Source organism: Streptomyces sp. NPDC002853 (assembly GCF_053591915.1).
This window is the reverse complement of record NZ_JBSFUS010000015.1, coordinates 158,206-184,443: the sequence shown is the minus strand read 5'-3', so window position 1 is coordinate 184,443 and position 26,238 is coordinate 158,206. Positions and strand designations below refer to the sequence as shown.

22 protein-coding genes and 1 pseudogene are annotated in these 26,238 nt (G+C 72.9%); 11 read left to right on the top strand and 12 right to left on the bottom strand.

Annotated elements, in window-relative coordinates:
• Positions 1 to 20: 20 nt before the first annotated feature.
• Together ACWD02_RS36105 and ACWD02_RS36100 are read left to right on the top strand one after the other, a co-directional pair.
• Positions 21 to 1,199: a hypothetical protein gene (locus ACWD02_RS36105; RefSeq protein ID WP_451218960.1), complete on the top strand. Its 1,179-nt coding sequence runs from the start codon at positions 21 to 23 to the stop codon at positions 1,197 to 1,199.
• Positions 1,199 to 2,218, top strand: a complete 1,020-nt coding sequence (locus ACWD02_RS36100) for a serine/threonine-protein kinase (protein ID WP_451218957.1) — start codon at positions 1,199 to 1,201, stop codon at positions 2,216 to 2,218. Before ACWD02_RS36105 ends, ACWD02_RS36100 begins: the two co-directional genes overlap by 1 nt.
• Here the strand turns inward: ACWD02_RS36100 and ACWD02_RS36095 are convergent.
• Entirely contained in the window at positions 2,215 to 3,522 is a 1,308-nt protein-coding gene (locus ACWD02_RS36095; RefSeq protein WP_451218954.1) for a streptophobe family protein, read from the bottom strand. The two genes, ACWD02_RS36100 and ACWD02_RS36095, sit on opposite strands and share 4 nt — an antisense overlap.
• A gap of 182 nt (positions 3,523 to 3,704) precedes the next feature.
• On the opposite strand from ACWD02_RS36095, the gene ACWD02_RS36090 reads away from it, so the two are divergent.
• The 3 genes from ACWD02_RS36090 (at position 3,705) to ACWD02_RS36080 (ending at position 9,223) form a co-directional block, all read left to right on the top strand.
• Positions 3,705 to 4,853 (top strand): DUF6777 domain-containing protein, encoded by a 1,149-nt coding sequence (locus ACWD02_RS36090; RefSeq protein WP_451218951.1) that lies wholly within the window; start codon positions 3,705 to 3,707, stop codon positions 4,851 to 4,853.
• A gap of 135 nt (positions 4,854 to 4,988) precedes the next feature.
• Positions 4,989 to 6,152, top strand: coding sequence for an exonuclease SbcCD subunit D (locus ACWD02_RS36085; protein WP_451218948.1), 1,164 nt, complete (start codon positions 4,989 to 4,991; stop codon positions 6,150 to 6,152).
• Positions 6,149 to 9,223 (top strand): AAA family ATPase, encoded by a 3,075-nt coding sequence (locus ACWD02_RS36080; RefSeq protein WP_451218945.1) that lies wholly within the window; start codon positions 6,149 to 6,151, stop codon positions 9,221 to 9,223. Before ACWD02_RS36085 ends, ACWD02_RS36080 begins: the two co-directional genes overlap by 4 nt.
• Positions 9,224 to 9,241: 18 nt before the next feature.
• Here ACWD02_RS36080 and ACWD02_RS36075 read toward each other — a convergent pair whose 3' ends face one another.
• A complete protein-coding gene (locus tag ACWD02_RS36075; RefSeq protein ID WP_365822191.1) occupies positions 9,242 to 9,688 on the bottom strand; it encodes an Lrp/AsnC family transcriptional regulator in 447 nt (148 codons plus the stop codon).
• Positions 9,689 to 9,782: 94 nt separating this feature from the next.
• Here ACWD02_RS36075 and ACWD02_RS36070 point away from each other — a divergent pair, with 94 nt between their 5' ends.
• Positions 9,783 to 10,310: a rhodanese-like domain-containing protein gene (locus tag ACWD02_RS36070; protein WP_451218941.1), complete on the top strand. Its 528-nt coding sequence runs from the start codon at positions 9,783 to 9,785 to the stop codon at positions 10,308 to 10,310.
• 7 nt (positions 10,311 to 10,317) lie between these two features.
• Here ACWD02_RS36070 and ACWD02_RS36065 read toward each other — a convergent pair whose 3' ends face one another.
• Positions 10,318 to 12,036 carry a DUF885 domain-containing protein gene (locus ACWD02_RS36065; protein WP_451218939.1) on the bottom strand — a complete coding sequence of 573 codons (1,719 nt, stop codon included), beginning with the start codon at positions 12,034 to 12,036 and terminating at the stop codon, positions 10,318 to 10,320.
• Between the two features lie 35 nt (positions 12,037 to 12,071).
• On the bottom strand, positions 12,072 to 12,584 hold the full coding sequence (locus ACWD02_RS36060; RefSeq protein WP_451218936.1) for an Lrp/AsnC family transcriptional regulator: 513 nt from the start codon (positions 12,582 to 12,584) through the stop codon (positions 12,072 to 12,074).
• Positions 12,585 to 12,644: 60 nt separating this feature from the next.
• Here ACWD02_RS36060 and ACWD02_RS36055 point away from each other — a divergent pair, with 60 nt between their 5' ends.
• Entirely contained in the window at positions 12,645 to 13,886 is a 1,242-nt protein-coding gene (locus ACWD02_RS36055) for a trans-sulfuration enzyme family protein (RefSeq protein WP_451218933.1), read from the top strand.
• Here ACWD02_RS36055 and ACWD02_RS36050 read toward each other — a convergent pair.
• Positions 13,825 to 15,270 (bottom strand): N-acetyltransferase family protein, encoded by a 1,446-nt coding sequence (locus tag ACWD02_RS36050; protein WP_451219171.1) that lies wholly within the window; start codon positions 15,268 to 15,270, stop codon positions 13,825 to 13,827. The two genes, ACWD02_RS36055 and ACWD02_RS36050, sit on opposite strands and share 62 nt — an antisense overlap.
• Positions 15,271 to 15,423: 153 nt before the next feature.
• Complete coding sequence (locus ACWD02_RS36045) at positions 15,424 to 17,007, bottom strand: alkaline phosphatase D family protein (RefSeq protein ID WP_451218931.1); 1,584 nt, start codon at positions 17,005 to 17,007, stop codon at positions 15,424 to 15,426.
• A gap of 315 nt (positions 17,008 to 17,322) precedes the next feature.
• Between ACWD02_RS36045 and ACWD02_RS36040 the strand changes: the two genes are divergently transcribed.
• A complete protein-coding gene (locus ACWD02_RS36040; protein WP_451218928.1) occupies positions 17,323 to 17,733 on the top strand; it encodes a VOC family protein in 411 nt (136 codons plus the stop codon).
• 22 nt (positions 17,734 to 17,755) lie between these two features.
• On the opposite strand, the gene ACWD02_RS36035 is transcribed toward ACWD02_RS36040, so the two are convergent.
• The 5 genes from ACWD02_RS36035 to pdxR all read right to left on the bottom strand — a co-directional run bounded on the left by ACWD02_RS36035 (position 17,756) and on the right by pdxR (position 21,929).
• The gene (locus tag ACWD02_RS36035) at positions 17,756 to 18,013 is read right to left on the bottom strand and encodes a hypothetical protein (RefSeq protein ID WP_451218926.1); all 258 of its coding nucleotides are present in this window, start codon (positions 18,011 to 18,013) and stop codon (positions 17,756 to 17,758) included.
• 15 nt (positions 18,014 to 18,028) lie between these two features.
• On the bottom strand, positions 18,029 to 18,283 hold the full coding sequence (locus ACWD02_RS36030) for a hypothetical protein (RefSeq protein ID WP_249591515.1): 255 nt from the start codon (positions 18,281 to 18,283) through the stop codon (positions 18,029 to 18,031).
• 33 nt (positions 18,284 to 18,316) lie between these two features.
• Entirely contained in the window at positions 18,317 to 20,110 is a 1,794-nt protein-coding gene (locus tag ACWD02_RS36025; RefSeq protein ID WP_451218922.1) for a S8 family peptidase, read from the bottom strand.
• A 19-nt stretch (positions 20,111 to 20,129) separates the two neighbouring features.
• On the bottom strand, positions 20,130 to 20,402 hold the full coding sequence (locus ACWD02_RS36020; protein WP_451218920.1) for a hypothetical protein: 273 nt from the start codon (positions 20,400 to 20,402) through the stop codon (positions 20,130 to 20,132).
• 69 nt (positions 20,403 to 20,471) lie between these two features.
• On the bottom strand, positions 20,472 to 21,929 hold the full coding sequence (gene pdxR / locus ACWD02_RS36015) for a MocR-like pyridoxine biosynthesis transcription factor PdxR (RefSeq protein ID WP_451218918.1): 1,458 nt from the start codon (positions 21,927 to 21,929) through the stop codon (positions 20,472 to 20,474).
• A gap of 147 nt (positions 21,930 to 22,076) precedes the next feature.
• Between pdxR and ACWD02_RS36010 the strand changes: the two are divergent.
• Positions 22,077 to 22,913, top strand: a pseudogene (locus tag ACWD02_RS36010) (DMT family transporter); the annotation flags it as partial.
• A gap of 24 nt (positions 22,914 to 22,937) precedes the next feature.
• Here the strand turns inward: ACWD02_RS36010 and ACWD02_RS36005 are convergent.
• Complete coding sequence (locus ACWD02_RS36005) at positions 22,938 to 23,783, bottom strand: alpha/beta fold hydrolase (protein WP_451218915.1); 846 nt, start codon at positions 23,781 to 23,783, stop codon at positions 22,938 to 22,940.
• A 182-nt stretch (positions 23,784 to 23,965) separates the two neighbouring features.
• Between ACWD02_RS36005 and sigJ the strand changes: the two genes are divergently transcribed.
• Together sigJ and ACWD02_RS35995 are read left to right on the top strand one after the other, a co-directional pair.
• Positions 23,966 to 24,856 carry an RNA polymerase sigma factor SigJ gene (gene sigJ, locus ACWD02_RS36000; protein WP_451218912.1) on the top strand — a complete coding sequence of 297 codons (891 nt, stop codon included), beginning with the start codon at positions 23,966 to 23,968 and terminating at the stop codon, positions 24,854 to 24,856.
• A gap of 267 nt (positions 24,857 to 25,123) precedes the next feature.
• Complete coding sequence (locus ACWD02_RS35995) at positions 25,124 to 25,885, top strand: GntR family transcriptional regulator (RefSeq protein WP_451218909.1); 762 nt, start codon at positions 25,124 to 25,126, stop codon at positions 25,883 to 25,885.
• Positions 25,886 to 26,238 lie beyond the last annotated feature (353 nt).

The following is a 26,238-nucleotide window of genomic DNA, read 5'->3' as shown; positions in this document are numbered from 1 at the left end:
AGGGTGCAGGAGTGGACGACATGACCACAGCGGACTTCCGCCCCACACACGTCGTCCCCCAGGACGGGCTCTCCGCCTGGGAGGCGCCGGACGTGAACCGTCCGACGACCCCGCTCGACGCGCTCCTGCCCGTCCAACTGGTCGACCGGCTCGGTGACTGGGCCCGGATCGTCTGCGCGAACGACTGGTCGGCCTGGGTCGACGGCCGCCTCCTCATCGCGGTCCCTGCGGACCCACCCGCCGCCGGCCACCCCTTGACCCGTACGGCGGACCCGGCCCCGCTCCTCGCACGCACCGAGGCGGCACTGACCGACTTCCGCCGCGCGACGCGGGACCTGGCGGCCGGCGAGACCGACGCCGACACCTTCCGGCAACGGACCCGTGGACTGAGGGTGGGCGTGGTCGTGGACGGCGACGCGATGTGGCTCTACGACGCCGAACACGAGCGGTGGGTGTATTGCGACGGGGCCCGGCTCAGCACGTACGCGGTGGGGGAGACGCCGAGCGTCGACGGCAACGGGGCTGACGGTGTGTCGCCGAGCGGCGCGAGGAGGAACGGCCCGGAGCCGACGCAGGTGGTGGCTGCGGCGGATTCGGGGTGGGTGCGTGCTCCGGAGGGTCAGGACGGCGCTCGCGCAGTGCCGCGCGGGAGTGGCGGGGGGATGCCGAGTGGTGGCGGGGCAGGGCCGGAGCCGACGCAGGTGGTGGCTGCGGCCGATCCGGGGTCGGTGCGCGTGCCGGGCGGTCAGGACGGTGCCCGGCGAGAGCCGCCTGGGAGTGGCGTGGGGTTGCGCTCCGTTGGAGGGGCGGGCCCGGAGCCGACGCAGGTGGTGGCTGCGGCCGATCCGGGGTCGGTGCGCGTGCCGGACGGTCAGGACGGTGCCAGGCGAGAGCCGCCTGGGAGTGGCGTGGGGATGCGTTCCGGTGGTGCGGTGGGGCCGGAGGCGACGCAGGTGGTGGCTGCGGCCGATCCGGGGTCGGTGCGCGTGCCGGGCGGTCAGGACGGTGCCCGGCGAGAGCCGCCAGGGAGTGGCGTGGGGATGCGTTCCGGTGGTGCGGTGGGGCCGGAGGCGACGCAGGTGGTGGAGGACGCTTCGGGTGCGGGGTCCGAGCCTGGTCCGTACGCGGAGGAAGCCACCCGTCGCATTCCTCCCGGCACGGCCGACCCCGGCCCGCCGGTTCGGTCCGGTGACGTGTGATGGAGGCCGTGCCGCGCGACGACGTGTCGGCGGGCCCGAGTGCCCACTCCGGGCGTCCCTCCGAGCTGGTCGGGCAGCAGATCGCCGGATATCGGGTCGAGTCCGAGATCGGGCGTGGCGGAATGGCCGTCGTCTACCGTGCCAAGGATTTGCGCCTTGACCGGACCGTCGCCCTGAAGCTGCTCGCCCCAGAGCTGGCGCGCAACGACACCTTCCGGCAGCGCTTCACGCACGAGTCACGCGTGGCCGCCGCGATCGAGCATCCGCACATCGTGCCGGTCTTCGAGGCGGGCGAGACGGACGGCGTGCTCTACATCGCCATGCGGTACGTCCCTGGGCTCGACCTGCGGCACCTGCTCGACGACTCGGGCCCCCTCCCCGTCGGCGCGGCCCTCCGCATCGCCGCGCAGGTCGCCTCCGCGCTCGACGCGGCGCACGACCACGGCCTGGTCCACCGCGACGTCAAACCCGGCAACATCCTCGTGGCCAAGGGCACGGACAGCGACCATCCGGAGCACGTCTACCTCACGGACTTCGGTCTGACGAAGAAATCACTGTCGCTCACCGGCTTCACGACCGTCGGCCAGTTCGTGGGGACCCTCGACTATGTAGCGCCCGAGCAGATATCCGGCCGGCCCGTGGACGGCCGGTGCGACGTCTACAGCCTCGCCTGCGTCGTGCACGAGACCATGGCCGGCGGGCCGCCCTTCCAGCGCGACGACGACATGGCGCTGCTCTGGGCCCACCAGTACGACCAGCCGCCCCGCCTCACGGAGATGCGCCCCGAGGTCCCCGCCGCTCTCGACGGCGTCCTGGTGAAGGCGCTGGCCAAGCGGCCGGACGACCGGTACGGCTCCTGCCTCGAATTCGCGGCCGCACTGCGCGCCGCGGCCACCGGAAGCGCCGAGGGCCATGCCCCCACCCAGGTGGACCTCCGGGTCGTCGGAGCCCCGGCGGACCCGGGAGCGCCCCCGGAACCGCCGGCCTGGGCGCGCCCGGTCTTCCGGCGGTTGCCCTAGCGCCCGCCGCCTCCCTGCTCCACCTCACCGCGCCGGTGCACCCCGCGCGCCAGCAGGCCGCCGACGAAACCGGTGACCAGGCCCCATGCCACCGCGAGGACCAGCGCGGTCCCCAGATTCGGGTCCAGCTTCACCAGGCCCGAAAGGCCGCCGCCCAGATCGCCGATGCCCAGGAGCGACAGGCCGTAGTGGGCGGACACGCGGGCGAGCAGACAGACGGCGAGCACGGTCAGGGTCAGCGCCACCGCCATGTGCACGGCGTGCTGCCAGGCCCGCATCCGGGCCGGCGAGCGCGCCGCCATCAGGAACGCGGCGCCGAGCACCAGGACCGCCGCGACCACGAGCAGCCACCACACCCGCCCGTCGTGGTCGGCGAGGGTCCGCAGACTGAGCGTGGAGTCGGCCGGCGTACGCAGTGCGTCGTCCAGGACCTTCGGCATGGGCAGCCCGAAAGGACCGTCCACGCGGCCCTCCCAGGACGCGCCGAGCCCGATGGTGAAGGCGAGCCAGACGAGGTTGGGAAGACCGAGCAGCAGCACGGCGAACGTCTCGGCCGTGTGCCCCTTGGTCACCGCCACGACCAGGCCGGCCACGATCCCCAGGGCGACGTACGCGAGGAGCAGGACGACCATGGCGTGCGCCGCGGGACGCACCGACTCCTGGAAGCGCACCAGGCGGCCCGGCAGCGGCGCCCCGCGCGAGACGAGCAGCGCCACCAGGAGGACGCCCGCGAGCCACAGCAGCCCGAAGAGGATGGTCAGCGGCACATCCGTCTCGAAGCCGACCTTGGGTGAGGCGTCAAGCAGATCGCCGATGTCGGCCGCGGGCCCCTCCCCGAGTGTGAGGGTGAACCGGTGGCGGGCCAGCAGGCCGAGTCCGACGAGGAGCAGCACCCACAGCACGGCGAACCGCGCGGCCCAGCCGGCCAGTTCCCGGGTGTCGGCGACGGCCCGGTGCCGCAGCGGCCTGAGGAACCCGGCGGCGATCACCAGAGCCCCGGTGAGGGTGACCGAGAGGGGCAGCACGGAGAGCCCCGCGTTCGTCTCGGCGATGGCCCCGGCGTCACCGGAGAGCCCGACGGAGCCGCCGACCGCCATCACGACGACGGCCGCGACGACACGGGGGAACGCCCCGCCGGGCAGGTCCGATGCCCCGGCGGCCCACAGGCCGAGCGTGGCGACGACGGCCATGGCCACCAGCGCGGCGAGCACCGCGAGGAGGGCCTGGACCCAGCCGTGGGGGGCCCGCCTGTTCTCGGACGCGCGCTGCGCGCCTGCCCGCTCGGGCGGTGTCTGGTCGCTCACGTTGTCACGCTAAGCAGCGCCGCCGGGGTCCGCCCCTCGGGAGGGCCGACCGCGTCGGCTTGCGGGCCCCCGGGAAGCGGGACACACAATGGGCGCGTAAAGGAATTAGGCGTGCGGATCGGGCAAAGCGTATGTGATCGGGTCTGGGCGCCATACATCCCCTACGCAGGGAAGAAGTGCTCATGAGCGCCGAACCGCCGTCGTCAGGACGCCCCACAGGACCCCCGTCCGGCCCGCTCTCGGGCCCTTCGCAGCCAGGCCCTCCGCAGCCTGGTGGCACCTCGGGCGGCCCACCGGATCATCCGGGCCCCCCGCCGGGTGGCGCGAGCCCCGAACCCGCCCCCGGCGGGGGCCCGGCGCCGGACCGCCCCTGGTGGAAGTCGGCGCCGCGCGTGGCGGCGATCTCCCTCGCGCTGGTGGCCGCCGTGGTGCTGACCGTCGTCCTCACGCGTCCGGACGGCACCTCGGAGTCCGGCGGCGAGGTCGCCCTCCAGCCCGCGGGGAAGCAAGGCCCCGACCCGTTCACCGAGTCGACGGCCCGGGACGACTCCACGCCGGCGTCCCCGAGCGCCCTGCCGAGCTCCTCGGCTTCGGCCAACGTGACGCGCGGCGTCGACGGCGCAGCTCCCGGCCTCTACGGCGGGACGCGCAAGGTCGGCAGCTGTGACGTGGAGAAGCAGGTCGGCGCCCTGCGGAAGGACCCGGCGAAGAACAAGGCGTTCGCCTCGGTCCTCGGCATCGACGCGTCCGGCGTACCCGCGTACCTGCGCTCGCTCACCCCCGTACAGCTGCGCATGGACACCCGCGTCACCAACCACGGTTACCGCGACGGCGCCCCCACCGCCTATCAGGCGGTCCTCCAGGCCGGGACCGCCGTGCTCGTCGACGACCGGGGCGTGCCCCGCGTGCGCTGCGCCTGCGGCAACCCGCTGCTGCCCCCCGTCGCGCAGAAGAGCACCCCGAAGCCGAAGGGTGACGCGTGGCCCGGCTATCGGTCGTCGAACGTGGTGGTCGTGGCGCCGGCCACCGAGGTCGTGAACGCATTCGTCATGTACGACCCGAAGAGCGGCGACTGGTTCGAACGTGACAAGGGCGACACGGGCGCCGGTGACACGACGACCGAGCCGCCGGTGAACCAGCCGTCCGCGTCGCCGTCCCCGTCCTCTTCGCCCTCGTCGAGCTCGCCCTCTTCGTCCCCTTCATCCTCTTCGCCCTCCTCCGAACCCCCTTCCTCCGAGGAACCCTCCTCACCGTCCGCCCCGCTGACGCCCTCCTCGGAGCAGGAGCAGCCGCCCGCGTCGCAGCCCGCGCAGCCGCCGTCCTCTCCGTGACACATCGACGTTCGTGATGGAGCAGGTGCCGACAGGCGCTAGCGTGGTGGGTGCTGTCGGCGAGGCCCGTGCTGGGGCGGTCCTCGATCCGGGGCGTTGGAGGGGTTGAGTGAGCATGCGGGCCGGAGTGGCGTCTTGAGAATTCTGCACACGTCCGACTGGCATCTGGGGCGGGCGTTCCACCGCGTGAACATGCTCGACGCCCAAGCCGCGTTCATCGGCCACCTCGTCACCACCGCGCGTGAGCGCGAGGCGGACGCCGTCGTCGTGTCCGGCGACGTGTACGACAGGGCGGTCCCGCCGCTCGCGGCCGTCGAGCTCTTCGACGACGCGCTGCACCGGCTCGCGGACCTGGGCGTCCCGACGGTGATGATCTCCGGCAACCACGACTCGGCGCGCCGCCTGGGTGTCGGTGCCGGGCTCATCGGCCGCGCGGGCATACATCTGCGCACCGCGCCGGCCGCCTGCGCGGACCCGGTGGTCCTGGCCGACGGTCACGGGGACGTGGCGTTCTACGGACTTCCCTACCTCGAGCCTGCCCTGGTCAAGGACGAGTTCGCGGTGCCGAGGGCCGGTCATGAGGCGGTGCTCGGCGCCGCCATGGACCGGATCCGCGCCGACCTGGCGGGCCGGATGCCGGGCACCCGTTCCGTCGTCCTCGCCCACGCCTTCGTCACCGGCGGCGAGGCGAGCGACAGCGAGCGGGACATCACCGTCGGCGGGGTCGCCGCCGTGCCGTCCGGCGTCTTCGACGGCGTCGACTACGTGGCGCTCGGCCATCTGCACGGCAGCCAGGCCATCAGTGAGCGCGTGCGCTACTCGGGCTCCCCGCTGCCGTACTCGTTCTCCGAGTCCACGCACCGCAAGAGCATGTGGCTCGTGGACCTCGGACCGGCGGGGGAGATCGCGGCCGAGCGGATCGACTGCCCGGTGCCGCGCCCGCTCGCCCGCATCCGCGGAGAACTCGAGACGCTGCTCGCCGACCCGGAGCTCGCCCGCCACGAGGACGCCTGGGTCGAGGCGACGCTCACCGACCCGGTGCGCCCCGACGATCCCATGGCCCGCGTCAGCGAGCGCTTCCCGCACACCCTCAGCCTCGTCTTCGACCCCGAACGCGCCCCCGAGGACCCGGACATCTCGTACGCCCAGCGCCTGAAGGGCCGCAGTGACCAGCAGATCGCGGAGGACTTCGTGACCCATGTGCGGGGCGCGGGACCCGACGTACCCGAGCAGGCGGTGCTGCGGGCGGCGTTCGACACCGTCCGTGCCGACGACACACTGCGCGAGGTGGCCCGATGAGGCTGCACCGGCTGCGGATCACCGCGTTCGGCCCCTTCGGCACCACCCAGGACATCGACTTCGACGACCTCTCCGCCGCCGGGCTCTTCCTGCTGCACGGACCGACCGGCGCGGGCAAGACATCCGTCCTGGACGCCGTCTGCTACGGCCTGTACGGCTCGGTGCCCGGACCCCGGCAGGGCAGCGGCCAGGGCGTGACGCTGCGCAGCGACCACGCGCAGCCCGGCGTGCGGACGGAGGTGTGCCTCGAACTCACCGTCGCCGGACGCCGGTTGGAGGTCACCCGGCAGCCGCCGTGGGAGCGTCCGAAGAAGCGCGGCACCGGCACCACCATGGAGAAGGCGCAGAGCTGGCTCCGGGAGCACGAGGCCGGGGAAGCCGGTGATGCCGGCGCGTGGAAGGACCTCAGCCGCTCCCACCAGGAGATCGGTGAGGAGATCACGCAGCTGCTCGGCATGAGCAAGGAGCAGTTCTGCCAGGTCGTGCTGCTGCCGCAGGGCGACTTCGCGCGCTTCCTGCGGGCCGACGCCGAAGCCCGCGGCAAACTCCTCGGGCGCCTCTTCGACACGCGCAGGTTCGCGGCGGTCGAGCAACGCCTCGCCGAGCAGCGGCGCGAGGCCGAGGGTGCGGTACGGGAAGGCGACAGGGAGCTCCTAGCCGACGCGCACCGCATGCAGCAGGCCGCCGGGGGCGGCCTGGAGGAGGCCGAGTCGCCGCTGCCCGAGCTTTCGCCCGGCGACCCGGGGCTCGCCGAATCGGTGCTGACCTGGGCCGCCGTCGCCCGCACCACCGCCCGTGAGCGCCGCACGGTCGCCGAGTGCGCGCTCGTTGCCGCCGAGTCCGCACAGGCGGCCTCGGGGCGCCGCCTCGATGACGTACGCGAACTCGACCGGCTGCAGGCGCGGTTCGCCCAGGCGCGTGAGCGGGCCGGGCGGCTTCAGGAGCGGGCCGAGGAGCACCGGGAGCGACTGGACCGGATGGAGCGCGCCCGCAAGGCCGAGCGGGTCGCCCCCGCGCTCGGCCTGCGCCGGGCCACCGAGGACGAACACCGCCGTGCGAGCGCCGAGGACACCCGGGCGAGGGGACAACTGCCCGCCACGTTCGCCGACTCCGGCGCGGCGGGACTCGCGGCCGCCGCGCGCAAGGTCACCGAGGAACTCGGCGGCCTCGAATCCGCCCGGCGCGCCGAGCGCCGCCTGACCGAACTCGGCGCCGAGCGGACTTCGTTGGAGCGCGAGGAACGTGCCGACGAAGACCTCCTGCGCGAGGCCGCGGGCTGGCTCGACGGCTGGGAGGCGACCAGAGCCACGCTCCAGGCGCGCATCGAGTCCGCCCAGGAAGCGGCGACGCGCGCGGAGCACCTCGCGGGTCAACTGGAGCCCACGCAGGGCAGGTTGGACGCGGCGTGCCGTCGCGACCGGCTCACCGGGGAAGCGACCGCCGCGCACGAACGAACGCTCGCGGCCCGGGAGCGCGCCACCACGGCCCACGAACACTGGCTCGCCCTGAAGGAACAGCGCCTCACCGGCATCGCGGCGGAACTGGCCGCCGGGCTGGCCGACGGCGCCCCCTGCGCGGTCTGCGGAGCCACCGAACACCCCGCGCCCGCACCGCGGAGCGCGGGTCACGTCGACCGCGCCACGGAGGAGTCGGCGCTCGCCGCCTACCGGCAGGCGGAGGAGGCACGCACGCAGGAGGAACGGCACCTGGGCGAGGTGCGCGAGTCGCTGGCGGCGGCCGGGGCGGCGGCCCTCGGCTCGTCCGGCGCGGAGAGCGGCAGCGAAGAGCCGGAGGCCGCGCCCCAGGGGCCGTCGGTCGACCAACTCGCCGCACTCGTCGAGGAGTTGCGCAGGGAGCACGCCGAGGCGCGAGACCGCGCCTCCGGGCTGCACGCGGCAAGGGAATCCCTCGCCCAAGCCGAGCGCGAGCACGACCGCAGGGTCGCCGCGCGGCAGGAAGCCGTCGTGCGGTCCGCGTCCCGCGCCACCCTGCGGGACACCCTGGAGCGCGAACAGGTGGCGCTGGAGGCCGAGTTGACCCGCGCGCGGGGAGCCAGCGGCAGCGTCGCCGCCCGGGCCGCCCAGCTGGAGCGGCAGGCCGCGCTCCTGACCGAGGCCGCGGAGGCCGTGCGCGCCGCCGACGACACCGCCCAGCGGCTCAAGGACGCCGACGCGCGACTCGCCGACGCCGCCTTCCGTGCCGGGTTCGACACGCCGGGGGACGCGGCCGAAGCCCTGCTCGACGACACGGGCCACCGGGAGCTGCAGCGCCGCATCGACGCGTGGCAGAACGAAGAGGCGGCGGTGCGTTCCCTCCTCGCCGAGCCGGACGCGGCCGCCGCCGCCGAGGAGCCGCAGGCCGACGTCCCGGCCGCCCAGGAAGCCGCCGAGCACGCCGACCAGCGGGCCCGGGCGGCGGCATCCGCGCTCGACGCGGCCACCCGGCGGTGCGCCGAACTCGACCGGCTCTCCGAGCGGTCGGCCGCCGGAGCCCGGCGGCTCGCGCCGCTGCGCGCCGACCACGACCGCGTGGCGCGCCTCGCGGGCCTCGCCGCGGGCACGTCGGCGGACAACGAACGCAAGATGCGCCTGGAGTCCTACGTCCTCGCGGCCCGCCTCGAACAGGTCGCGGCCGCGGCGACCGCGCGGCTGCGTCGCATGTCGTCGGGCCGCTACACCCTCGTGCACTCCGACGACCGTACGGGGCGCGGCCGTTCGGGGCTCGGGCTGCACGTGGTCGACGCGTGGACGGGCCGGGAGCGCGACACGTCCACCCTCTCGGGCGGTGAGACCTTCTTCGCCTCGCTCGCCCTCGCGCTCGGCCTCGCGGACGTCGTCACCGACGAGGCCGGCGGCGTACGGCTCGACACGCTCTTCATCGACGAGGGCTTCGGCAGCCTCGACGACCAGACGCTCGACGAGGTCCTCGATGTCCTGGACTCCCTGCGCGAGCGGGACCGCAGCGTCGGCATCGTGAGCCACGTCGCGGACCTGCGGCGCCGCGTCCACGCGCAGCTGGAGGTCGAGAAGGGGCGCGCGGGTTCGGTCGTGCGGCAGCGCGGCGGGGTGTGAGGGACCCCGGCGGGCGGCTCAGCGGCCCAGCGGGCGCCTCGGCAGGGGGGAGGAGTAGACGATGCTGGTGGTCACCGAACCCAGCGCGCCGATCTTCCCCGCGACTTCCTCCAGGTGACCCATGGAGCGCGCGGCGACCTTGATCACGAAGCAGTCGTCGCCGGTGACGTGGTGTGCCTCCAGGATCTCGGGGGTCACCTCGACCAGGTCGTGGAACGGCTTGTAATGGCCGTTGGGGTAGCGCAGGCGCACGAACGCCAGGATGGGCAGGCCAAGACGCTCCGGGTCGACCACGGCCGCGTACCCCTGGATCACGCCCGCCTCCTCCAGGCGGCGGACCCGTTCGGTGACGGCGCTCGGGGACATGGCGACGGCGCGGGCCAGCTCGGCGTAGCTGGCGCGGCCCTCGCGCTGGAGGACATCGAGGATGCGCCAGTCGGTGGCGTCCGTGGAATAACCGGTCATGCCTGAGAGGTAACAGGGGAATCCCCGGCCGATCAAGAGGTACGCCGGTGATCGTCCCTTCTGGGTCGGTGGCTTCCCCCGTAGATTTTCGGCCATGAGCACAGTGACGAACACCGGAACGACGACCGCCACGAGCACCCCGGCCGCAGCGTCTGCCGCCCCGAACTCCGTCCTGCGGGTGCCTCCCGCGTCCCCCGCGGCGGCCGCCGCCTACTTCGGCGCGAGCCTCGCCTTCCACGCCGACGTGTCCGACGTGGCCTCGGCGCTGGCCGCCGAGGGTGACCCCGGCTTCGTCGTGGTCGACTCCCGCTCGACGGCGTCCTGGGACCAGGGCCACATCCCCGGCGCGATCCACCTTCCCACCGCCCTCATCCCCGAGCAGGCGGCGCAACTCCTCGACAAGTCCGTCCCGGTCGTCACGTACTGCTGGGGCCCCGGCTGCAACGGCGCGACCCGCGCCGCCCTGGCCCTCGCCCAACTCGGCTTCCAGGTCAAGGAGATGCTGGGCGGCTTCGAGTACTGGGCCCGTGAGGGCTTCGGGTACGAGACCTGGGAGGGCGCCGAGCGGCGTACGCCCGACGCCCTGACGGCCCCGGTGGACGCGGAGGACTGCGGTTGCTGAAAGAGCTCTAGAGCGCGGACAACTCGTCCACCAGATCGTCGAGCCCCAGCGACCCCTGCGACAGCGCGGCCATGTGCCACGCCTTCGCGTCGAACGCCTCGCCGTGCCGCCGCCGCGCGTTCTCGCGGCCGAGGAGCCAGGCCCGCTCGCCCAGCTTGTAGCCGATGGCCTGGCCGGGGATCGAGAGGTAGCGGGTCATCTCGCTCGCCACGTAATCCGTGGGCCGGCTGCAGTGCGCGTCGTAGAACTCCTGCGCGAGATCGGGTGTCCAGCGCTCACCCGGGCGGAAGGGCGAGTCCGCCGGGATCTCCAACTCGAGATGCATGCCGATGTCGACGATGACGCGCAGCGCCCGCATCATCTGGGCGTCCAGATAACCGAGCCTGCGCTCGGCGTCCTTGAGGAAGCCGAGCTCGTCCATCAGCCGCTCCGCGTACAGCGCCCAGCCCTCCGCGTTGGCGCTGACGATGCCGATGGTCGCCTGGTAGCGGGAGAGGTTCTCCGCGACGTGCGCCCACTGAGCCAGCTGGAGGTGATGCCCGGGCACGCCCTCGTGGTACCAGGTGGAGACCAGGTCGTATACGGGGAAGCGGGTCTCGCCCATTGTCGGCAGCCACGTCCGGCCGGGGCGTGAGAAGTCCTCCGAGGGGCCCGAGTAGTACGGGGCCGCCGCGCCGCCCGGCGGGGCGATGTGGGACTCCACCTTCTGGACCCGCTCGGCGAGTTCGAAGTGCGTGCCGTTCAGCGCCTCGATCGCCTCGTCCATCAGCTCCTGCAGCCAGACCCGCACCTCCTCCACGCCCTCGATGTGCGTGCCGTGCTCGTCGAGATGGGCGAGCGCCACCCACGGCGTCTCGGCGCCGGGCAGGATCTTCTCGGCCTCGGTGCGCATCTCGCCGAGCAGCCGGTGGAACTCGGACCAGCCGTACGCGTACGCCTCGTCGAGGTCCAGGTCCGTGCCGTTGAAGTAGCGCGACCAGCGGGCGTAGCGCTCGCGGCCCACCGTCTCGGGGGCGCCCTCGATCGCGGGCGCGTACACGTCACGCATCCAGTCGCGCAGAGCCACGACCGAAGCGGTGGCGGCGCGGGCCGCGGCGTCCAGCTCGGCTCTCAGCGAGTCGGGCCCGTCCGCGGCGAACTCCTCGAACCAGCCGCGGCCCTCGTCGCCGCCGGGGCCCGCCCACTCGCCGAGCTGCCCGATGAAGACGGCCGTCGGCCGGGGAGCCGCGAACAGCTTGCGCTCCAGGCCGAGTTCGAGCGACGCGCGATATCCCTCGTAGGCGGCGGGCACGGCACGCAGCCGTTCGGCGATCGCCGCCCAGTCCTCGTCCGTCTCCATCGGCGTCATGGTGAAGACCTCGCGCACCGCGTGCGGAATCGTGTGCAGATTGCCGACCGCGCGCAGTCCCTCGTCGGCCTCGTGCACGGCGAGTTCGGCGGTCAGGCGCTCCCGCAGCAGCCGGGCGCACCGGCGTTCGGCCGCACTGTCCGCGCCGGGCCTGCGCTCGGCGTCGTCGAGCCGGGCGAGCGTCGTGCGGGCAAGCTCCGCGACGGCTTCCTGACCCGCCGGCGAGGTGTCGGGGAGCTTGCTGTGGCTGGCCTTGACGCCGAGGAACGTGCCGTTGACGGGGTCGAGGACGATGAGCTCGTCGACGTAGGCGTCGGCGACCTGGCGAGGCAGCGGGCCGCCGCTCTCGCTCGTGTTCGGGATCTTCGTGTCTGACATGCGGACATCCTCGTACGCGGGACACCTCGCCGTCATCACGATTGGCCGGAGGTCTCCCCTTGGTCATCGGCCCCCGGGCCGGGCGGAAGGAGCGGGCCGCACTCCCACTGCTGGAAGATCAACCGTGTCTCCACCCGCGCCACTTCGCGACGCGCAGTGAACTCGTCGAGGACCAGTCGCTGGAGGTCCGCCGTGTCGGCCACCGCCACGTGGACCAGATAGTCGTCCGGGCCCGCGAGATGGAACACCGACCGGGACTCGGGCAGGGCCCTGATCCGCTCCACGAACGGCCCGACGAGCTCACGCCGATGGGGTCGCACCTGTACGGAGAGCAGTGCCTCGAGGCCGCGTCCGAGTTTCGCCGGGTCGAGCCGCAGCTGGTGTCCGAGAATCACCCCGGAGCGGCGCAACCGGGAGATACGGTCAAGGCAGGTCGACGGCGCGACGCCGACCTGGGCCGCGAGATCGCGGTAGGTGATCCGGGCATCGTTCTGCAGCAGCCGCAGGATGCGGAGATCCACCGGGTCGAGTACGACAGAATCAGCCACTTGCCGAACGTAGCACGGGCTTCAACTAACGGTCACCGGCCTTTGTTCAGGCTGTCCGGCATGGACACGAACACGGAGACCCCCGCACCCAGGGCCCTGGCCACCGAGGCGGTGCACGCCGGACGCGACGACCTCGCCGGACTCGGCCTGCACGCCGCCCCGATCGACCTGTCCACCACCTACCCCTCGTACGACACCCGCGGCGAGGCCGCCCGCATCGACGCCTTCGCCGCCGACGGCGCCCTGGACGAGGGACCGCCCGTCTACGCCCGCCTCGCGAACCCCACCGTCGCCCGCTTCGAGACCGCCCTGGCCAGGCTCGAGGGCACCGAGAGCGCGGTCGCCTTCGCCAGCGGCATGGCGGCGCTGACCGCGGTCCTTCTCGTACGAGGAGCGGCGGGCCTGCGCCATGTCGTCGCGGTCCGCCCGCTGTACGGCTGCAGCGACCACCTCCTGACGGCGGGGCTCCTCGGCTCCGAGGTGACCTGGGTCGACCCCGCCGGGATCGCCGACGCCATACGCCCCGACACGGGCCTGGTCCTCGTAGAGTCGCCCGCCAACCCGACCCTGGCCGAACTCGATCTGCGTGCGGTGGCCCACGCCTGCGGGACGGTGCCGCTGCTCGCCGACAACACCTTCGCGACGCCCGTCCTGCAACGGCCCGTCGAGAGCGGCGCGCGGCTCGTGCTGCACAGCGCCACCAAGTACCTTGGCGGCCACGGCGACGTCCTCGGCGGAGTGGTCGCGTGTGACGAGGAGTTCGCGCGGCAGCTGCGGCAGGTCCGGTTCGCCACCGGCGGGGTGCTGCATCCGCTCGCGGGGTATCTGCTGCTGCGCGGGCTCTCCACCCTCCTGGTGCGGGTGCGCGCCGCATCCGCGAACGCGGCGGAGCTCGCGCGGCGCCTGGCCGCCGACCCGCGTGTGAGCCGGGTGCACTATCCGCGGCTCGGCGGCGCCATGGTCGCCTTCGAGGTCGTCGGCGACCCGCACGAGGTGACCGCCGGGGTGCGGCTGATCACCCCGGCGGTCAGCCTCGGCAGTGTCGACTCGCTCATCCAGCATCCGGCATCCATCAGCCACCGGGTCGTGGACCCGGCGGACCGGCACTCGTCGGGCGTCAGCGACAAGCTGCTGCGGCTTTCGGCCGGGCTCGAGGACGTCGAGGACCTGTGGCAGGACCTCGACCGCGCCCTCGGCCCGCAGCCGTCCGGCACCGGCGCGTCAGCAGGGGCGCACCGGGTCAGTGCCGCTCGGCCCGCCCCTGCGGCTGGTCGTAGGGCAGCCGCGAACTCACCGGCGTAGCTTCGAGACGCGCGGTGATCACCAGCGTGCCCTCCTCGATCTGGTAGTCGAGGGGCAGCCCGAGGCCGCGCATCGCGGCGACCATGCCGGTGTTGGACGCCTGCGTCACCGCGTACACGCTCTCGCAGCCCGCCTCGACCGCCATCGCCACCAGGCGGCCCAGCAGTTCGCTGCCGATGCCGCGGCGCTGCCAGTCGTCCTCGACGAGCAGCGCGATCTCGGTCTCGTCCCCGTCCCAGAGCAGATGGCCGATGCCGACGACGCGCCCGGACGCGGTCTGCACCGCCAGGGTGCGGCCGAACCGCGGGCTGAGCAGGTGGGTGAGATAGCGGTCGGCGTCCCGTACGGGACCGTGGTAGCGCATGCCGAGGGTCCGCTGCGAGCAGCGGTCGTGCATGGCCTTGGCCGCTTCGACGTCGGCGGTGTCGGCCCGGCGCACGGTGATGGAGTTGCCCTCGGCGAGGGTCAGTACGTCCTGGCCGTGCGGGATGCGCGGGCCGAGCCGGGTGTCGAGCTCGACCAGGGCACGCGCGCGGGCGAACTCGGTCGGTGTGAACGGCAGATACGGCCGCTCCACGGTGATCACTTCCCCCTCGGGGGCCCGCAGCCGCAGCACGGTCCCTTCGAGCGCGCCCTCGACGGGGGCGCCGAGGGCGGTGCCGTCGGCGGGCTCGTCCGCCCGCGGTCCGGACACGGCCCGCGCCTTCGCGCTCGCGGGCAGCGACCGGATGGTGCACCGGCCGAGCAACTGCCGCAGTGCGAGCGGGAGTTCGGCCGCGTCCAGGGCGGTGCGGGTGGCCAGGCCGAGGATGCGGGTGGGGGCGTCCACCAGGTCGTGGGCGTCCGCCCGCTCGATCCAGGTCTCCGACCCGCCCGCGTGCGCGACGCCCCGGGTGATCTCCGCCGCGAGCAGGCCGGCGGGGGAGCGGAGCAGGAACTCGTCGACGGTGCCTTCGGCCAGCGGGTGCGCCTGAAGGCTCAGGATGTCGACCCCGGCGTGGGCCAGGGCCGTGCACAGGGCGGCGAGCGCGCCGGGCTCGTCCCGCACGGTGGTGCGCATCCGCCACAGCGTCGTCTCGCCCGCGGGGGACTCGGTCGCGGTGCTCCCGGTCGGCTGCCCGGCGGGGTGCGGCCGGGCGTCGGTATCGTCCGCCGTCGGGGGCGCGTGGTTGTGGCGGCGTGCCCACCATGTGTGGAACCCGACCGTGGCGAGCAGCGCCACGGCCGAGATCACGAGCAGGGCGGGGCCGTCGGGGCCGTGCCCGATCATGTTCGCCACCGCGTCCGCCACGGCCACGGCCGTGAAGAGGGCGGCGAGTTCCACCAGGTCGCGCCGCCAGTGGTGCACGGGGCGGCCGTGTTTGGTTCGCGTCACATCAGACATGTCAGCACTCATGCAGTCACTGTGGAGGAAGGGTGTTGCGTGATCACGAACGTTTTGTGACTGATGAGTTAAGACGCGTTCTGTCCGTTTGGTTCAACTTTGGTCTTTACCTAAGTGCGGACGCGACCTTTCGTTGCGCGTTCGGTGGCGAAATCACTGCTGCCCCACCCGCCCCGGTTGCAGCACCTTCGTGAACAGCACTCCGCCGCCCTCCTGGCGCAGCCGCACGGTCAGCTCCCCGCTGCCGCCGTCGATGTCGATCTCGCCGAAGTACTGCGGGGTCTCGGCCGGAGAGGTGTTCGAGCGGTTCGGCGCCTTGACGAAGCGCTGCTCGGCGCCGAACGTCCCGTCGAGCTTGAGGGCCTGGAAGCCGCCCGCCGCCAGCGGTCCCGACACGAACTCCCAGAACGGCGCGAAGTCCTTGAACGCCGCACGTGAGGGGTCGTAGTGCTGCGCCGACGTGTAGTGCACGTCGGCGGTCAGCCACACCGTTCCGGTGACCTTGCGGTGCTTGATGTGCCGGAGGAGTTCGGCGATCTGCAGCTCACGGCCCAGCGGCGCGCCGGGGTCGCCCTGCGCGACCGCCTCGAAGTTCGCCGAACCGTCGGGCACGACAAGGCCCAGCGGCATGTCGGACGCGATGACCTTCCAGGTGGCGCGCGAACGCGACAGCTCACGCTTCAGCCACCGCAGTTGGCGGGCGCCCAGAATGCCGGTGGCGTCGTCGGGCTGCCGGCCCGGCGAGTTGGCGTTGCGGTAGGAGCGCATGTCGAGGACGAACACGTCCAGGAGCGGCCCGTGCCGCAGCACGCGGTACACCCGCCCGTCCTCGTCGCCCGGCGGCAGCGTCGACACGGGGTAGTACTCGCTGAAGGCCCGCAGGGAGCGTCCGGCGAGGACGTCCACGTTCTTCTCCGTGTAGCGGGGGTCGGTCAGGATCTGCCCCGGGTACCAGTTGTTGCGCACCTCGTGGTCGTCCCACTGCACGATGGAGGGCACCTGGGCGTTGAAGCGGCGCAGGTTCTCGTCGAGCAGGTTGTAGCGGAAGGCCCCACGGAACTCCGCGAGCGACTCGGCGACCTTCGACTTCTCCTCCGTGGTCACGTTCCGCCACACCGTGCCATCGGGCAGGGTGACGCTCGGCAGGATGGGCCCGTCGGCGTAGATGTTGTCGCCGCTGCACAGGAAGAAGTCAGGGTTCCTGCGGCGCATCTCGTCGAAGACGCGCCAGCCGCCCCGGTCCAGGTTGATGCCCCACCCCTGGCCCGCGATGTCCCCCGACCACAGGAAGCGCACCCCTTCCTTGCGCCCCTTCGGCGTCGTGCGGAACGTGCCGCTGACCGGCTCTCCCGTGCGTCTGGGGTCGTCGGGGTCGGCCAGGATCACGCGGTAGTGGATCTGCTCGCCCGCGGGCAGTCCGCGCAGCCGCGTCGTCCCGGTGAAATCGGTGTCGGGGCCGAGGAGCGGGCCCTTCCAGCGGGTGGGGTTGCGGAAGGACTCGGTTGCGGACGTCTCCACGATCATGCGGGCCGGACGGTCGGAACGTACCCACACCAGACCCGCGTGCGATGTCACGTCACCGGCCTGCACACCCCACTCGGCCCGCGGGCGCCCCGACCGGGCGAACGCCGGGGCCATCCCGGCGACGGACGGCACGGCCAGCGCCGCCGGCACGGCGAGCGAGCCGCGCAGCACACTGCGGCGGCGAGGGGACGGGCTCGGTTGAGGGTGTGACATGGATGCGCCTCCAGTGACAGGTCCGACCAGTGTGCAGGGCAACAACTAGTGGTGCGCGGCGGCGCACACACAAACCACAAGTGAACAACTGCCCATGGGTGCAAGGGAACCAGTGTGCGAAAAGCCATGCCGGTCGCAGTTCCCGGGGTCCAGGTCCCGGGTCGCTTTCCCGGGCCACAGGCCCCGGGTCGCAGGTCTCCGGTCGCAGGGCTCGGTCGTACGCCCGAGGCCGGACGGCCGATGCGGGAAGATCGTCCGCTGTCTACGCTCGGCGGCAGAGGCGCGCGGCCGAGCGCGCCGCACCGAGGGGGACCCATGCCTGTCAACGGTCAGAGCCACATACGCATCGCCCGCCCGTCCCGCGACCTCGCGGCGGCGGAGCGCTTCTGGGCCGAGGGCCTCGGCCTCGACGTCGTATGGCGTTCGCAGGGCGGCGGCGCTCCCGGTGAGCACGACCTGCTCATGGTGGGGTGGCCGGACGCCTCCTGGCATCTCGAACTCGTCCACGGGGCCGACGAGCCGGTCCTGCCCCGCCCCACGGAGGAGGACCTGCTCGTCGTCTACCTCGACGAGCAGGTCCCCGACAGCTTGGTGGCCCGCCTTGAGGCGCACGGCGGCACGCGCGTCCAGTCACCCAACCCGTACTGGAACGAGTGGGGCGTCACCGTCGAGGACCCCGACGGCTACCGCCTGGTGCTCTGCACGCGCGCGTGGGCCAACTCCTGACACGCCTGTCTCTACGCCGACATCACCTCGCGCTTCCGGCGTCCATGGCCCGGCCGTCCAACGACCCGCCGGCCTCCTGCGTCTCCTCGCCGGGGCGGGCCACCTCTCCGGCGTCGGCGAGCCTGACGAGTTCGGTGAGCCAGCCCGGGGCCTGACCGCCGTCCACGACGGGTCCGGCGTCGGCGGCGCCCGTGGCGTTCCGCGTCACGGAAAGCCGCTGCTCCGTGGCGGCGGCCGGAGCCGCGCCCGCGTCCTCCGCGATCGTGATGTGTACCTGCATGGCCGTCCCCCTCGCCTAGTTGAGAACCGCGTACCGGCCTTCGAAGTTCATCTGGGTGCTGCCGATGTTCTTCACCGTCAGCCAGTACGTGACCGTCGTGGCCGTGGCGCGCTCCACCTCGGTCTCCCATTCGATCTGCGGGCTGCCGGTCTGCGGTGTCGTCGGCATGAAGTACCAGATGACATGCCAGCCCTGCGGCCAGTTGAAGGTGAACCAGCGCCCGGTCTGCCCGGGGTTGAGTGTGCCGGTGAACTGTGTGCCTACGCGCATCGTCGTTTTCCTCTCAGCGTCCGAGAACGCGAATCACCATCCGAGAACCGCGAACCGGGCCTCGAAGTCGACCGGGTCGGCCACGAGGTTGGTCACGTCGATCCAGTACGTCGCGTACGTGTCGTTGGCCCGCTCGACCCGGACCTTCCAGCCGATCTGCGGGGCGCCGGTGCGCGGACTTGTCGGCACGACCGTCCACACCACGTGCCAGTGAGCGGGCCAGTTGAAGGTGAACCAGCGTCCGGTGCGGTGCCCGGCGAGGGTGCCCCGGAACTGGACGCCGACCCAGCTGCTCGTCTGGAGGGCCGCCGGAATGAGCTGCCGCAGGTCCGGCCGCCTGCCGATGCGCTGCGTCGCCGGGCGGCCGGGCGCGTCCTGCTGGGGCGAACCGGTGGCGCGCAGCAGTTCCCGGGCCCGCGCGGGCGACAGCGGGATCCGGCCCGCCGCACGCAGGACGCCCTGCGTGCACGCGACCGCCCCCACCACGATCGGCGAGGCGCTGGACGTACCGCTGAACCGGTCCGTGTACCAGAAGTCCCGATCGTCGCCCGCCTGAAGGTCGCCGTAACCGGTGGTGGTCACCTCGCGCCCCCAGCCCTGGGCGTCCACACAGGCGCCGTGGTTGGAGAAGTCGAGCCGGGACCGGTCAGGACCGTGGTCGCGGCCGTGGGTGCCGGGTGGCGGCGCCCCGGCACCGACGATCACGGCGCCCGCGTCCAGCGCGGTGCGCCGGAAGGGGTTGCGCCACCAGGAGGGGAAGCCCGCCCGCGGGGTGTCGTAGTCGGCGTGGTCCAGGTTCTCCGCGCCGTTGCCCGCGGCCTCGACGACGGTGATGCCCTTGTTGACGGCGTAACGGATGGCCAGATAGTCGTCCGGCCACCATTCGACGGCGATGTACCCCTGCTGGCCGACGCCGGTCGCGTGCGGCCCCGCTCGGTGGATCTCCAGGAGGATGATGTCGCCGGGGCCGAGGCGGTCGGCGGCGTTGCGGATCGCCGTGGCCGTGGGGATGGAGAACGCGGACGCGCTGGTGACGGCGTCGGGCGCGATCCCGGTGACCCCGAACGCGTTGACGTCGCCGCCGATCTCGCCGAGCACCGCGGTGCCGTGATCGGTGTCCGTACTCCCGGTGCCGGAGACGATGCCGCCCTGGTTCAGGCGCAGGTCCTCGTGGGTGAAGCGCCAGCCCCACTCGCAGTCGATCACCCGGACGCGGGCGCCCCGCCCGCCGGGCAACGTCCATGCGTAGCGGGCGTCGACGCCCCCAGGAGCCGCGTCGAGATAGCCCTGCCGGGCGGTGAAGTCCGGGGTCACGGGCGGCGCGTCGGTGCCCGTCGGCCCCATGTCGTTGAGCGGCGGGAGCTCGATCTCCTCGCCCTTCTTCTTCTGCACGGCCGCACGGACGGCGAGCGCGGCGGCGGGCTTGACGTAGGCGCCCTCCACGGCGTCCGAGGCCCGCAGCCGCTCGGCCAGCGCGTCCAACTGGTCCTCAGGCGCGTCGACATGGAAGAAGAGCGCCATCCGGTCGAGGATCTCCGGCATGGCGTCGTCGGACCCCGCGGCCTCCGGAAGAGGCCCCGCCTGAGCGCGCAGCCTCTCCTGGTCCGCGCCGAACAACGGCCTGATGGTGACGTCCTCCTGGGCCGCCACGGCATCGAGACCGCTGACGGAGATGTCCGCCGTGGCACTCGCGCCGGTCGGAGTGATGCGTACCCCGGCGTCGGCGCGCGTGACGCACACCAGCTCAGGACGTCCGAAGAGGGATCCGTTCTCTGGAGCCGGGGTGCTGTTCCCCCGGCTGTTGCCCGCACCTGATCGCTGTGGCACAGCTGACTCCTTCACCACGTCACGGAAGGTCCGCCGGTGGTTTCACATAGGCGGCCTCGACTGCCGGGTGGCCGCGCAGGGCCTTGGCGACGGCCTCGGCGTCCACACCGGCCGGGACGGCGACCCGTTGCCATCCGACGAGGGCCGGGTCGTCGGCGCCGGGGTGCAACGGCTCGGCCGTCACGCCGAACCACCGCTCCAGAAGGCTGCTGACGTCCAGCACACCCGTGGTGCCCGCCGGCGCGGGACGCTGCGGGGTGCGGAGCTGGACGATGACTTCGGCCTTGGCCACAGATCTGCCCCCCGGACTGCGCCGGCACCGCATCCGAACGGCTCGCTCGGGTCACCGGGCCCGTCGACCCTAATGACGTGCTGTCACCGGACCGTCCCCGGCGGCGTCACCATGCCGGTGATCCGCCTCGGCGAGCAGCCGCACCCCCTCGGCGATCCGGGCAGGAGTGAGGTGGGCATAACCGAGCACGAGGCGCACCCCAAGGCCGTCGGCCGTGCCGTAGTCGCTCAGCGAGCGGACCGCGACCCCGGCCGCCGCTGCCCGTCGCAGGAAGTCGGCCCGCGAGCCCCGTTGGCCGGGCAGCCGGGCGATGACGTGCAGTCCGGCGGCGATGCCGGACACCTCCGTACCGGGGAAGTGCTCGTCGAGGGCGGCGACGAGAGCGTCCCTGCGTTCCCGGTAGGCACGCTGGCAGCGGCGCAACTGCCGGTCGTAGTCGCCGCGTTCGACGAAGCGCGCGAGCAGGGCCTGGTCGAGCACCGGATTGCCCAGGTCCATCATGCGTTTGCGGGCGACGACCTCATCGGTCATCGACTCCGGTACGAGCAGCCAGCCGAGTCGAAGTCCTGGGGCGAGCGACTTGCTGACCGAGCCGGTGTAGGCGACGTGGCCGGGGTCGAGTCCTTGCAGCGCGCCCACCGGGGCGCGGTCGTAGCGGAAGTCCCCGTCGTAGTCGTCCTCGATGACCAGGCCGTCCACGGCCCTTGCCCAGTCCAGGAGTTCGGCGCGCCGCGCGGCCGAATAGCCGATGCCCAGCGGGAACTGATGCGCGGGCGTGGTGACGACCGCCCGCAGGCCACGCTCCCTCAGTACGCCGGTCACGACACCCTCGTCGTCGAGGGGCACCGGCACCGTGGCGACGTCCGCCGAGGCGAACAGCTCGCCGTGCTGCGGGCTCCCGGGGTCCTCGACGCCGACGGCACGCACCCCGCGCGCGTGCAGTACGAAGCCCACCAGGGCCATGGCCTGCGCCACGCCGGAACAGACCACGATCGCCTCGGGGTCCGCGACCACGCCCCGGCGGCGTACGAGCAGCTCCGCGAGGGCGGTACGCAGCCGGGGCAGGCCCCGTGGGTCCGGGTATCCGAGCACGTGGTGGGGGAGTTCGGCCAGGACGCCGCGGTGCGCGGCCGCCCACGCGGCGCGCGGGAACAGGGACAGATCGGGGGTGCCCGCGATGAAGTCCACGCGCGCGTGGACCTCACGTGGTGCCAGATCGCGCGCGCCCGGTGCGGCCTTCCGCGCCGCGCCGCCCACCCAGGTGCCCGAGCCGCGGTCGCTGCGCAGATAGCCCTCGGCCGTCAACTGCTCGTACGCCTCCGTGACAAGCCCCCTTGAGACGCCCAGGTCGGCGGCGAGCTCACGGCTTGAGGGCAGCCGCGTCCCCGACGCGAGGCGACCGGACCGCACCGCCTCGCGCAGCGCCGACTGCAGGCTGCGGCCACGGCTGCGGGCGGGTGCGGCCGCGGCGGGAAGCAGCAGCTCCCAGGCGGCGGTCCCGGGCGCCCGGCCCGAACTCGATGGCACCGGGATGCGCCTCCTTGGTGTGACGGCTGATGGCCGGGCCGCGCGAGGTGGTTCTTGAGTGCCCTGAAGTGGTCCCCGAAGTGGTCCCCGAAACGGCCCCGGAAGTGGACCTTAAACCGGTCCGCGCCCGTTCCTAACGTCGGGGACATGAACGCGAACCTGACACGCGGGTCCCTCCTTGCGGCCCTCGCCTGCCTCCTCGTGGGCGGCTCCTTCACCGCCAACAGCCTCCTGGGCGACTATCCGTACGCGGGCGGCCAGTTCCTGCGCTACGGCCTGGCCTGCCTGCTGCTCCTGCCGCTGCTCGGGCGGGGCGGCACCGCGCCGCTCCGCCGCCTCACACGCCGCCAGTGGGGGCGGCTCGCGGTGCTCGCCGCCGTCGGCATGGTCGGCTTCAACCTGGCGATCCTCGCCGCCGAACGCACGGCGGAACCTGCCGTACCGGGTGTCTTCGTAGGCTGCGCCCCGGTCGTCGTGGCGGTCATCGTGCCGCTCCTCGCGGGCCGGCAGCCACAACGCCTAGTCATGTACGGGGCGTTGATCGTGGCTGTCGGAGCCTTCACCGTGCAGGGGTGGGGCCGTACGGACGGGCTCGGCATCCTCTTCTCCGTGTGCGCGCTGGCGGGCGAGGTCGGCTTCGCGGTCCTGGCCGTACCCGTGCTGCGCCCGCTCGGCCCGAAGCTGCTCTCCGCGACGGTCTGCGGGATCGCCGCCGCCGAGTCCGCCGTCATCGGTCTCGTGCTGGACGGCGGGAACTGGCTGCGGATGCCCGGCACCACCGAGGCGGCGGCCCTGCTGTGGCAGGCGGCGGTCGTCACCGTCATCGGATTCGTCTGCTGGTACTCGGGCATCCAGCGCATCGGCGCCGAACGGGCCACCCTCTTCTCCGGTCTCATTCCGGTGGCGGCGGCCTTCACCGCGCCCTTGGTCGGCACCGGCACCTACGGAGTCCCGCAGGCCGTGGGCAGCGCGCTCGTCGGCGCCGGGGTGGCCCTGGGCTCCGGCGTGCTAAGCGGCCGGCGTACGGCGGCAGGTGTCGAGGACGACGCGCGAGACGAGAGCCGGGTCGTCGTTCATCGGGACGTGGCCGCAGCCGGGCAGCCGCACCAGACGCGCATCGGGGACGGCGTGCTTCGCGCGGACGCCCTGGCGGCGCAGCAGGATCCGGTCCCGCGAGCCCCACGCGACGGTGACCGCGATGCCGGGCACGTCGTCGCCGAACAGCACGTCACGCCCGGCGGCCAGGGTCTGCTCGAACCCCTTGGCGTCGCGCAGCGCGAGCGTCTCGGCGACGACGGCCTCGGGTGAACGGCGCCCGGGGTGGGCGTAGATGGTGCTGGTCAGCGCCGTGCGTCCGGCCACGCTCCGCGAGAGCCGTTCGATCAGCGGCAACGGAAGCAGCCGCGCGCCGTGCCGCATGGCGAGCAGGGTGTTGAACGCATACCGCCGCTCACCGGGCGTCCAGAAACCCGCCGGGGACAGCGCGGTGACCGAGCGCACGAGCTTCTCCCGGCCGAGTTCCAGGGCGAGCAGGCCGCCCAGCGAGTTGCCCGCCACGTGCGGACGCTCGATCCCCAGTGCCTCGCACAGCGCGCCGAGCACGGACACCACCGTGGTGATGTCGTAAGGCAGCCCGTCGGGCAGGGCGGGGGACTCCCCGAAGCCCGGCAGGTCCACGGCTATCACGTCGTACTCCGCGGCCAGAATGCCGAAGACCGGGCCCCACGCCTGGCGGTGGTGCCCGATGCCGTGCAGCAGGAGCAGCGGCTCGCCCTCGCCCGCGCGTTCGTAGGCCACGGACAGCGTCCGTGGACCGCCCGGCGTTTCGACGCTGAAGGACACCTCTGCGGCCATTGCTGCTCCAGTCCCCGTCGCCCGGCGACGGTCCTCAGACACCTTAGACACCTTGTCAGCAACAATTACCGCTCAGTAGCCTCCAGTTCAAGGGGGTGGGGGCAACGGCCGCGGGGCCGGTGTGGGGCGCGACGCACCGAATTCGCCTGGACACCGGGTGGCTCGTCGGCTGGGATGGAGACGTGGCGACCGACACCGAGACCGACGTCTTCGAAGAGCATCGGCCCGTCCTGATGGGCGTGGCCTACCGCATGCTCGGCCGGGTGGCCGACGCGGAGGACGTCGTACAGGACTCCTGGCTGCGCTGGGCGGCGGCCGACCGCTCGCAAGTGCGCGAGCCCCGTGGCTACTTGGTGCGGATCACCACCCGGCTCGCCATCGACCGCCTGCGCCACGTGCAGTCACGACGCGAGTCCTACGTGGGGCAATGGCTGCCCGAGCCCTTCGTCACGGACTTCGGGCCGACCGTGCCCGACACCGCCGAGCAGGCCGTGCTCGCCGATTCCGTGTCCATCGCCGTCCTGGTCGTCCTGGAGTCCCTCTCGCCCCTGGAGCGCGCGGTGTTCGTGCTGCGGGAGGCCTTCGGGTTCCCCTTCTCGGAGATCGCCCGCACGCTGGACCGCGGCGAGCCCGCCGTGCGCCAGCTCGCGGCGCGGGCCCGCAAGCACGTCGACGAGGGCCGGCCGCGCTATGCCGTGGATCCAGACGAGCGCAGGGACCTGACCGAGCGGTTCCTCGCCGCGGCGACCGGCGGCGATCTGGACGGTCTGATGTCCCTGCTGGCTCCCGGCGTACGTCTCGTCGGCGACAGCGGCGGCAAGGCCAAGGCCCCGCTGCGCGTCATCGAGACGGCCGACAAGGTGGGCCGTTTCCTCGACGGCGCGGCCCGCAAGGGCGTGCCGGCGGATGCGGAGCTGGAGGCCCGTTTCCTGGAGGTCAACGGCGCGGGCTCCGTCCTCTTCCTGGTCGACGGCAAGCCGCACTCCCTCTTCCAACTGGACGTCGTCGACGGACGGATCACCTGCGTCTACATCATCCGCAACCCGGACAAGCTGCTCGGGCTCGTCCCCTAGGCATCTTCGGGACCACCCCTGGGATACATCCGACGAACCCCCGCCTCTACAGGGCGGGGGTTTTTGTCTTGTTAGCCACGGGTGCATGACCCGACGCCAACAACACATGAATGCTCTGTGGCATCGTCCCTGTGCGCGCTGTAACGGATCGATGATTGGTCTTGACCAAGGGTGGGTGCCGCTCTATCGTCGCAGAGATAGTGCAGGAACCTTTAATAAACAAGGGCGCTAAAAAGCCGCCGGCACACGGCGATTGCGGAGGACAGGGTGGGGACCACGCAGCTGGAAACGGCACCGGAGCCGAAGTACTGGCACCTCAAGACCGTGCTCAGCGAGGCACTCGACTCCGAGTTCGCCGTCGGCGAGATCCTGCCCAACGAACGTGATCTCGCGGCCCGGTTCGGTGTCGCCCGCGCCACGCTCCGCCAGGCACTCGAACAGCTGGAGCTCGAAGGCAGGCTGCAGCGCCGTCGCGGGGTCGGCACGACCGTCGCCCCGCCGCGGGTGGGTGTGGCCGTCGGATCCGCACAAGGCACGTGGCCGGGCGAGGTCGGCGACGCCTGGCAGCCCGCCGACTGCGCACCGGCGGTCCCGCCCGCGGAGGTGGCCCGCATGCTCGCGGCCGACGCCGACGAGCAGGTTCACGTGGTGCGTCGTACGCGCGTCTCGCACGGCCAGCCCGTGGCCGCCGAGCTGCTCTACGTGCCGCTGTCATCCGTCGCGGAGCTCTCCGCCATCGACGCGCCGTCGGGCCCGGCACGCGCGCGTGGCGTGCTGCGCGAGCTGCACCGGCTCGGCCTCGAAGGGCAGGACCGCGCCGTCGAGCTCGGCTCGGCCCGCGCGGACGACGCCAAGGCGCTCGACCGACTCCCGGGAGCGCCGGTCCTCGTCGTGACGACCCGCTTCTTCGCCGAGGGACGCACCGCCGCGGTATCCGTGGCGACGTACCGCGCGGACACCTGCCGCCTCACCTTCGGCGACGCGGGCGGCGTCGAAATCCACCACGGCCCGGAGCGCCAGGCTTCCTGAGGCCCGCTTCGCCGCAGCGTCCTGACGCCTGCTCCGCCTCGGCGCCCCGGCCCTGCTTGGCCCCGGCGTCTCGGCGCGACGCATCCGTCGCTACGGCCGTCTCGCCGCGCGAGGTGGCGCCGGGAGTAACCAGAGTCCGAAGCGCAGGGCTTCATGAGGCTCGCTTCGACGCGGCGTCCTGGCCCCGCTTGGCCCCGGCGTCTCGGCGCGACGCATCCGTCGCTACGGCCGCCTTGTCGTGCGGCGAGGTAGCGCCGGGGTTCACGAGGGTCCGGATCGTCGGGCTTCCTGCGCCCGCTTGGCCCCGGCGTCCTGGCGCAACGCCTTCGTCGCTACGGCCGCCTTGCCGCGCG

Bases quoted from the DNA above. Each gene is read 5' to 3' on its own strand.
- ACWD02_RS36105 (WP_451218960.1), top strand. From the start codon at position 21: ATGACCACAGCGGACTTCCGCCCCACACACGTCGTCCCCCAGGACGGG.
- ACWD02_RS36100 (WP_451218957.1), top strand. From the start codon at position 1,199: ATGGAGGCCGTGCCGCGCGACGACGTGTCGGCGGGCCCGAGTGCCCAC.
- ACWD02_RS36090 (WP_451218951.1), top strand. From the start codon at position 3,705: ATGAGCGCCGAACCGCCGTCGTCAGGACGCCCCACAGGACCCCCGTCC.
- ACWD02_RS36080 (WP_451218945.1), top strand. From the start codon at position 6,149: ATGAGGCTGCACCGGCTGCGGATCACCGCGTTCGGCCCCTTCGGCACC.
- ACWD02_RS36075 (WP_365822191.1), bottom strand. From the start codon at position 9,688: ATGACCGGTTATTCCACGGACGCCACCGACTGGCGCATCCTCGATGTC.
- ACWD02_RS36070 (WP_451218941.1), top strand. From the start codon at position 9,783: ATGAGCACAGTGACGAACACCGGAACGACGACCGCCACGAGCACCCCG.
- ACWD02_RS36065 (WP_451218939.1), bottom strand. From the start codon at position 12,036: ATGTCAGACACGAAGATCCCGAACACGAGCGAGAGCGGCGGCCCGCTG.
- ACWD02_RS36055 (WP_451218933.1), top strand. From the start codon at position 12,645: ATGGACACGAACACGGAGACCCCCGCACCCAGGGCCCTGGCCACCGAG.
- ACWD02_RS36050 (WP_451219171.1), bottom strand. From the start codon at position 15,270: ATGTCTGATGTGACGCGAACCAAACACGGCCGCCCCGTGCACCACTGG.
- ACWD02_RS36045 (WP_451218931.1), bottom strand. From the start codon at position 17,007: ATGTCACACCCTCAACCGAGCCCGTCCCCTCGCCGCCGCAGTGTGCTG.
- ACWD02_RS36040 (WP_451218928.1), top strand. From the start codon at position 17,323: ATGCCTGTCAACGGTCAGAGCCACATACGCATCGCCCGCCCGTCCCGC.
- ACWD02_RS36035 (WP_451218926.1), bottom strand. From the start codon at position 18,013: ATGCAGGTACACATCACGATCGCGGAGGACGCGGGCGCGGCTCCGGCC.
- ACWD02_RS36030 (WP_249591515.1), bottom strand. From the start codon at position 18,283: ATGCGCGTAGGCACACAGTTCACCGGCACACTCAACCCCGGGCAGACC.
- ACWD02_RS36005 (WP_451218915.1), bottom strand. From the start codon at position 23,783: ATGGCCGCAGAGGTGTCCTTCAGCGTCGAAACGCCGGGCGGTCCACGG.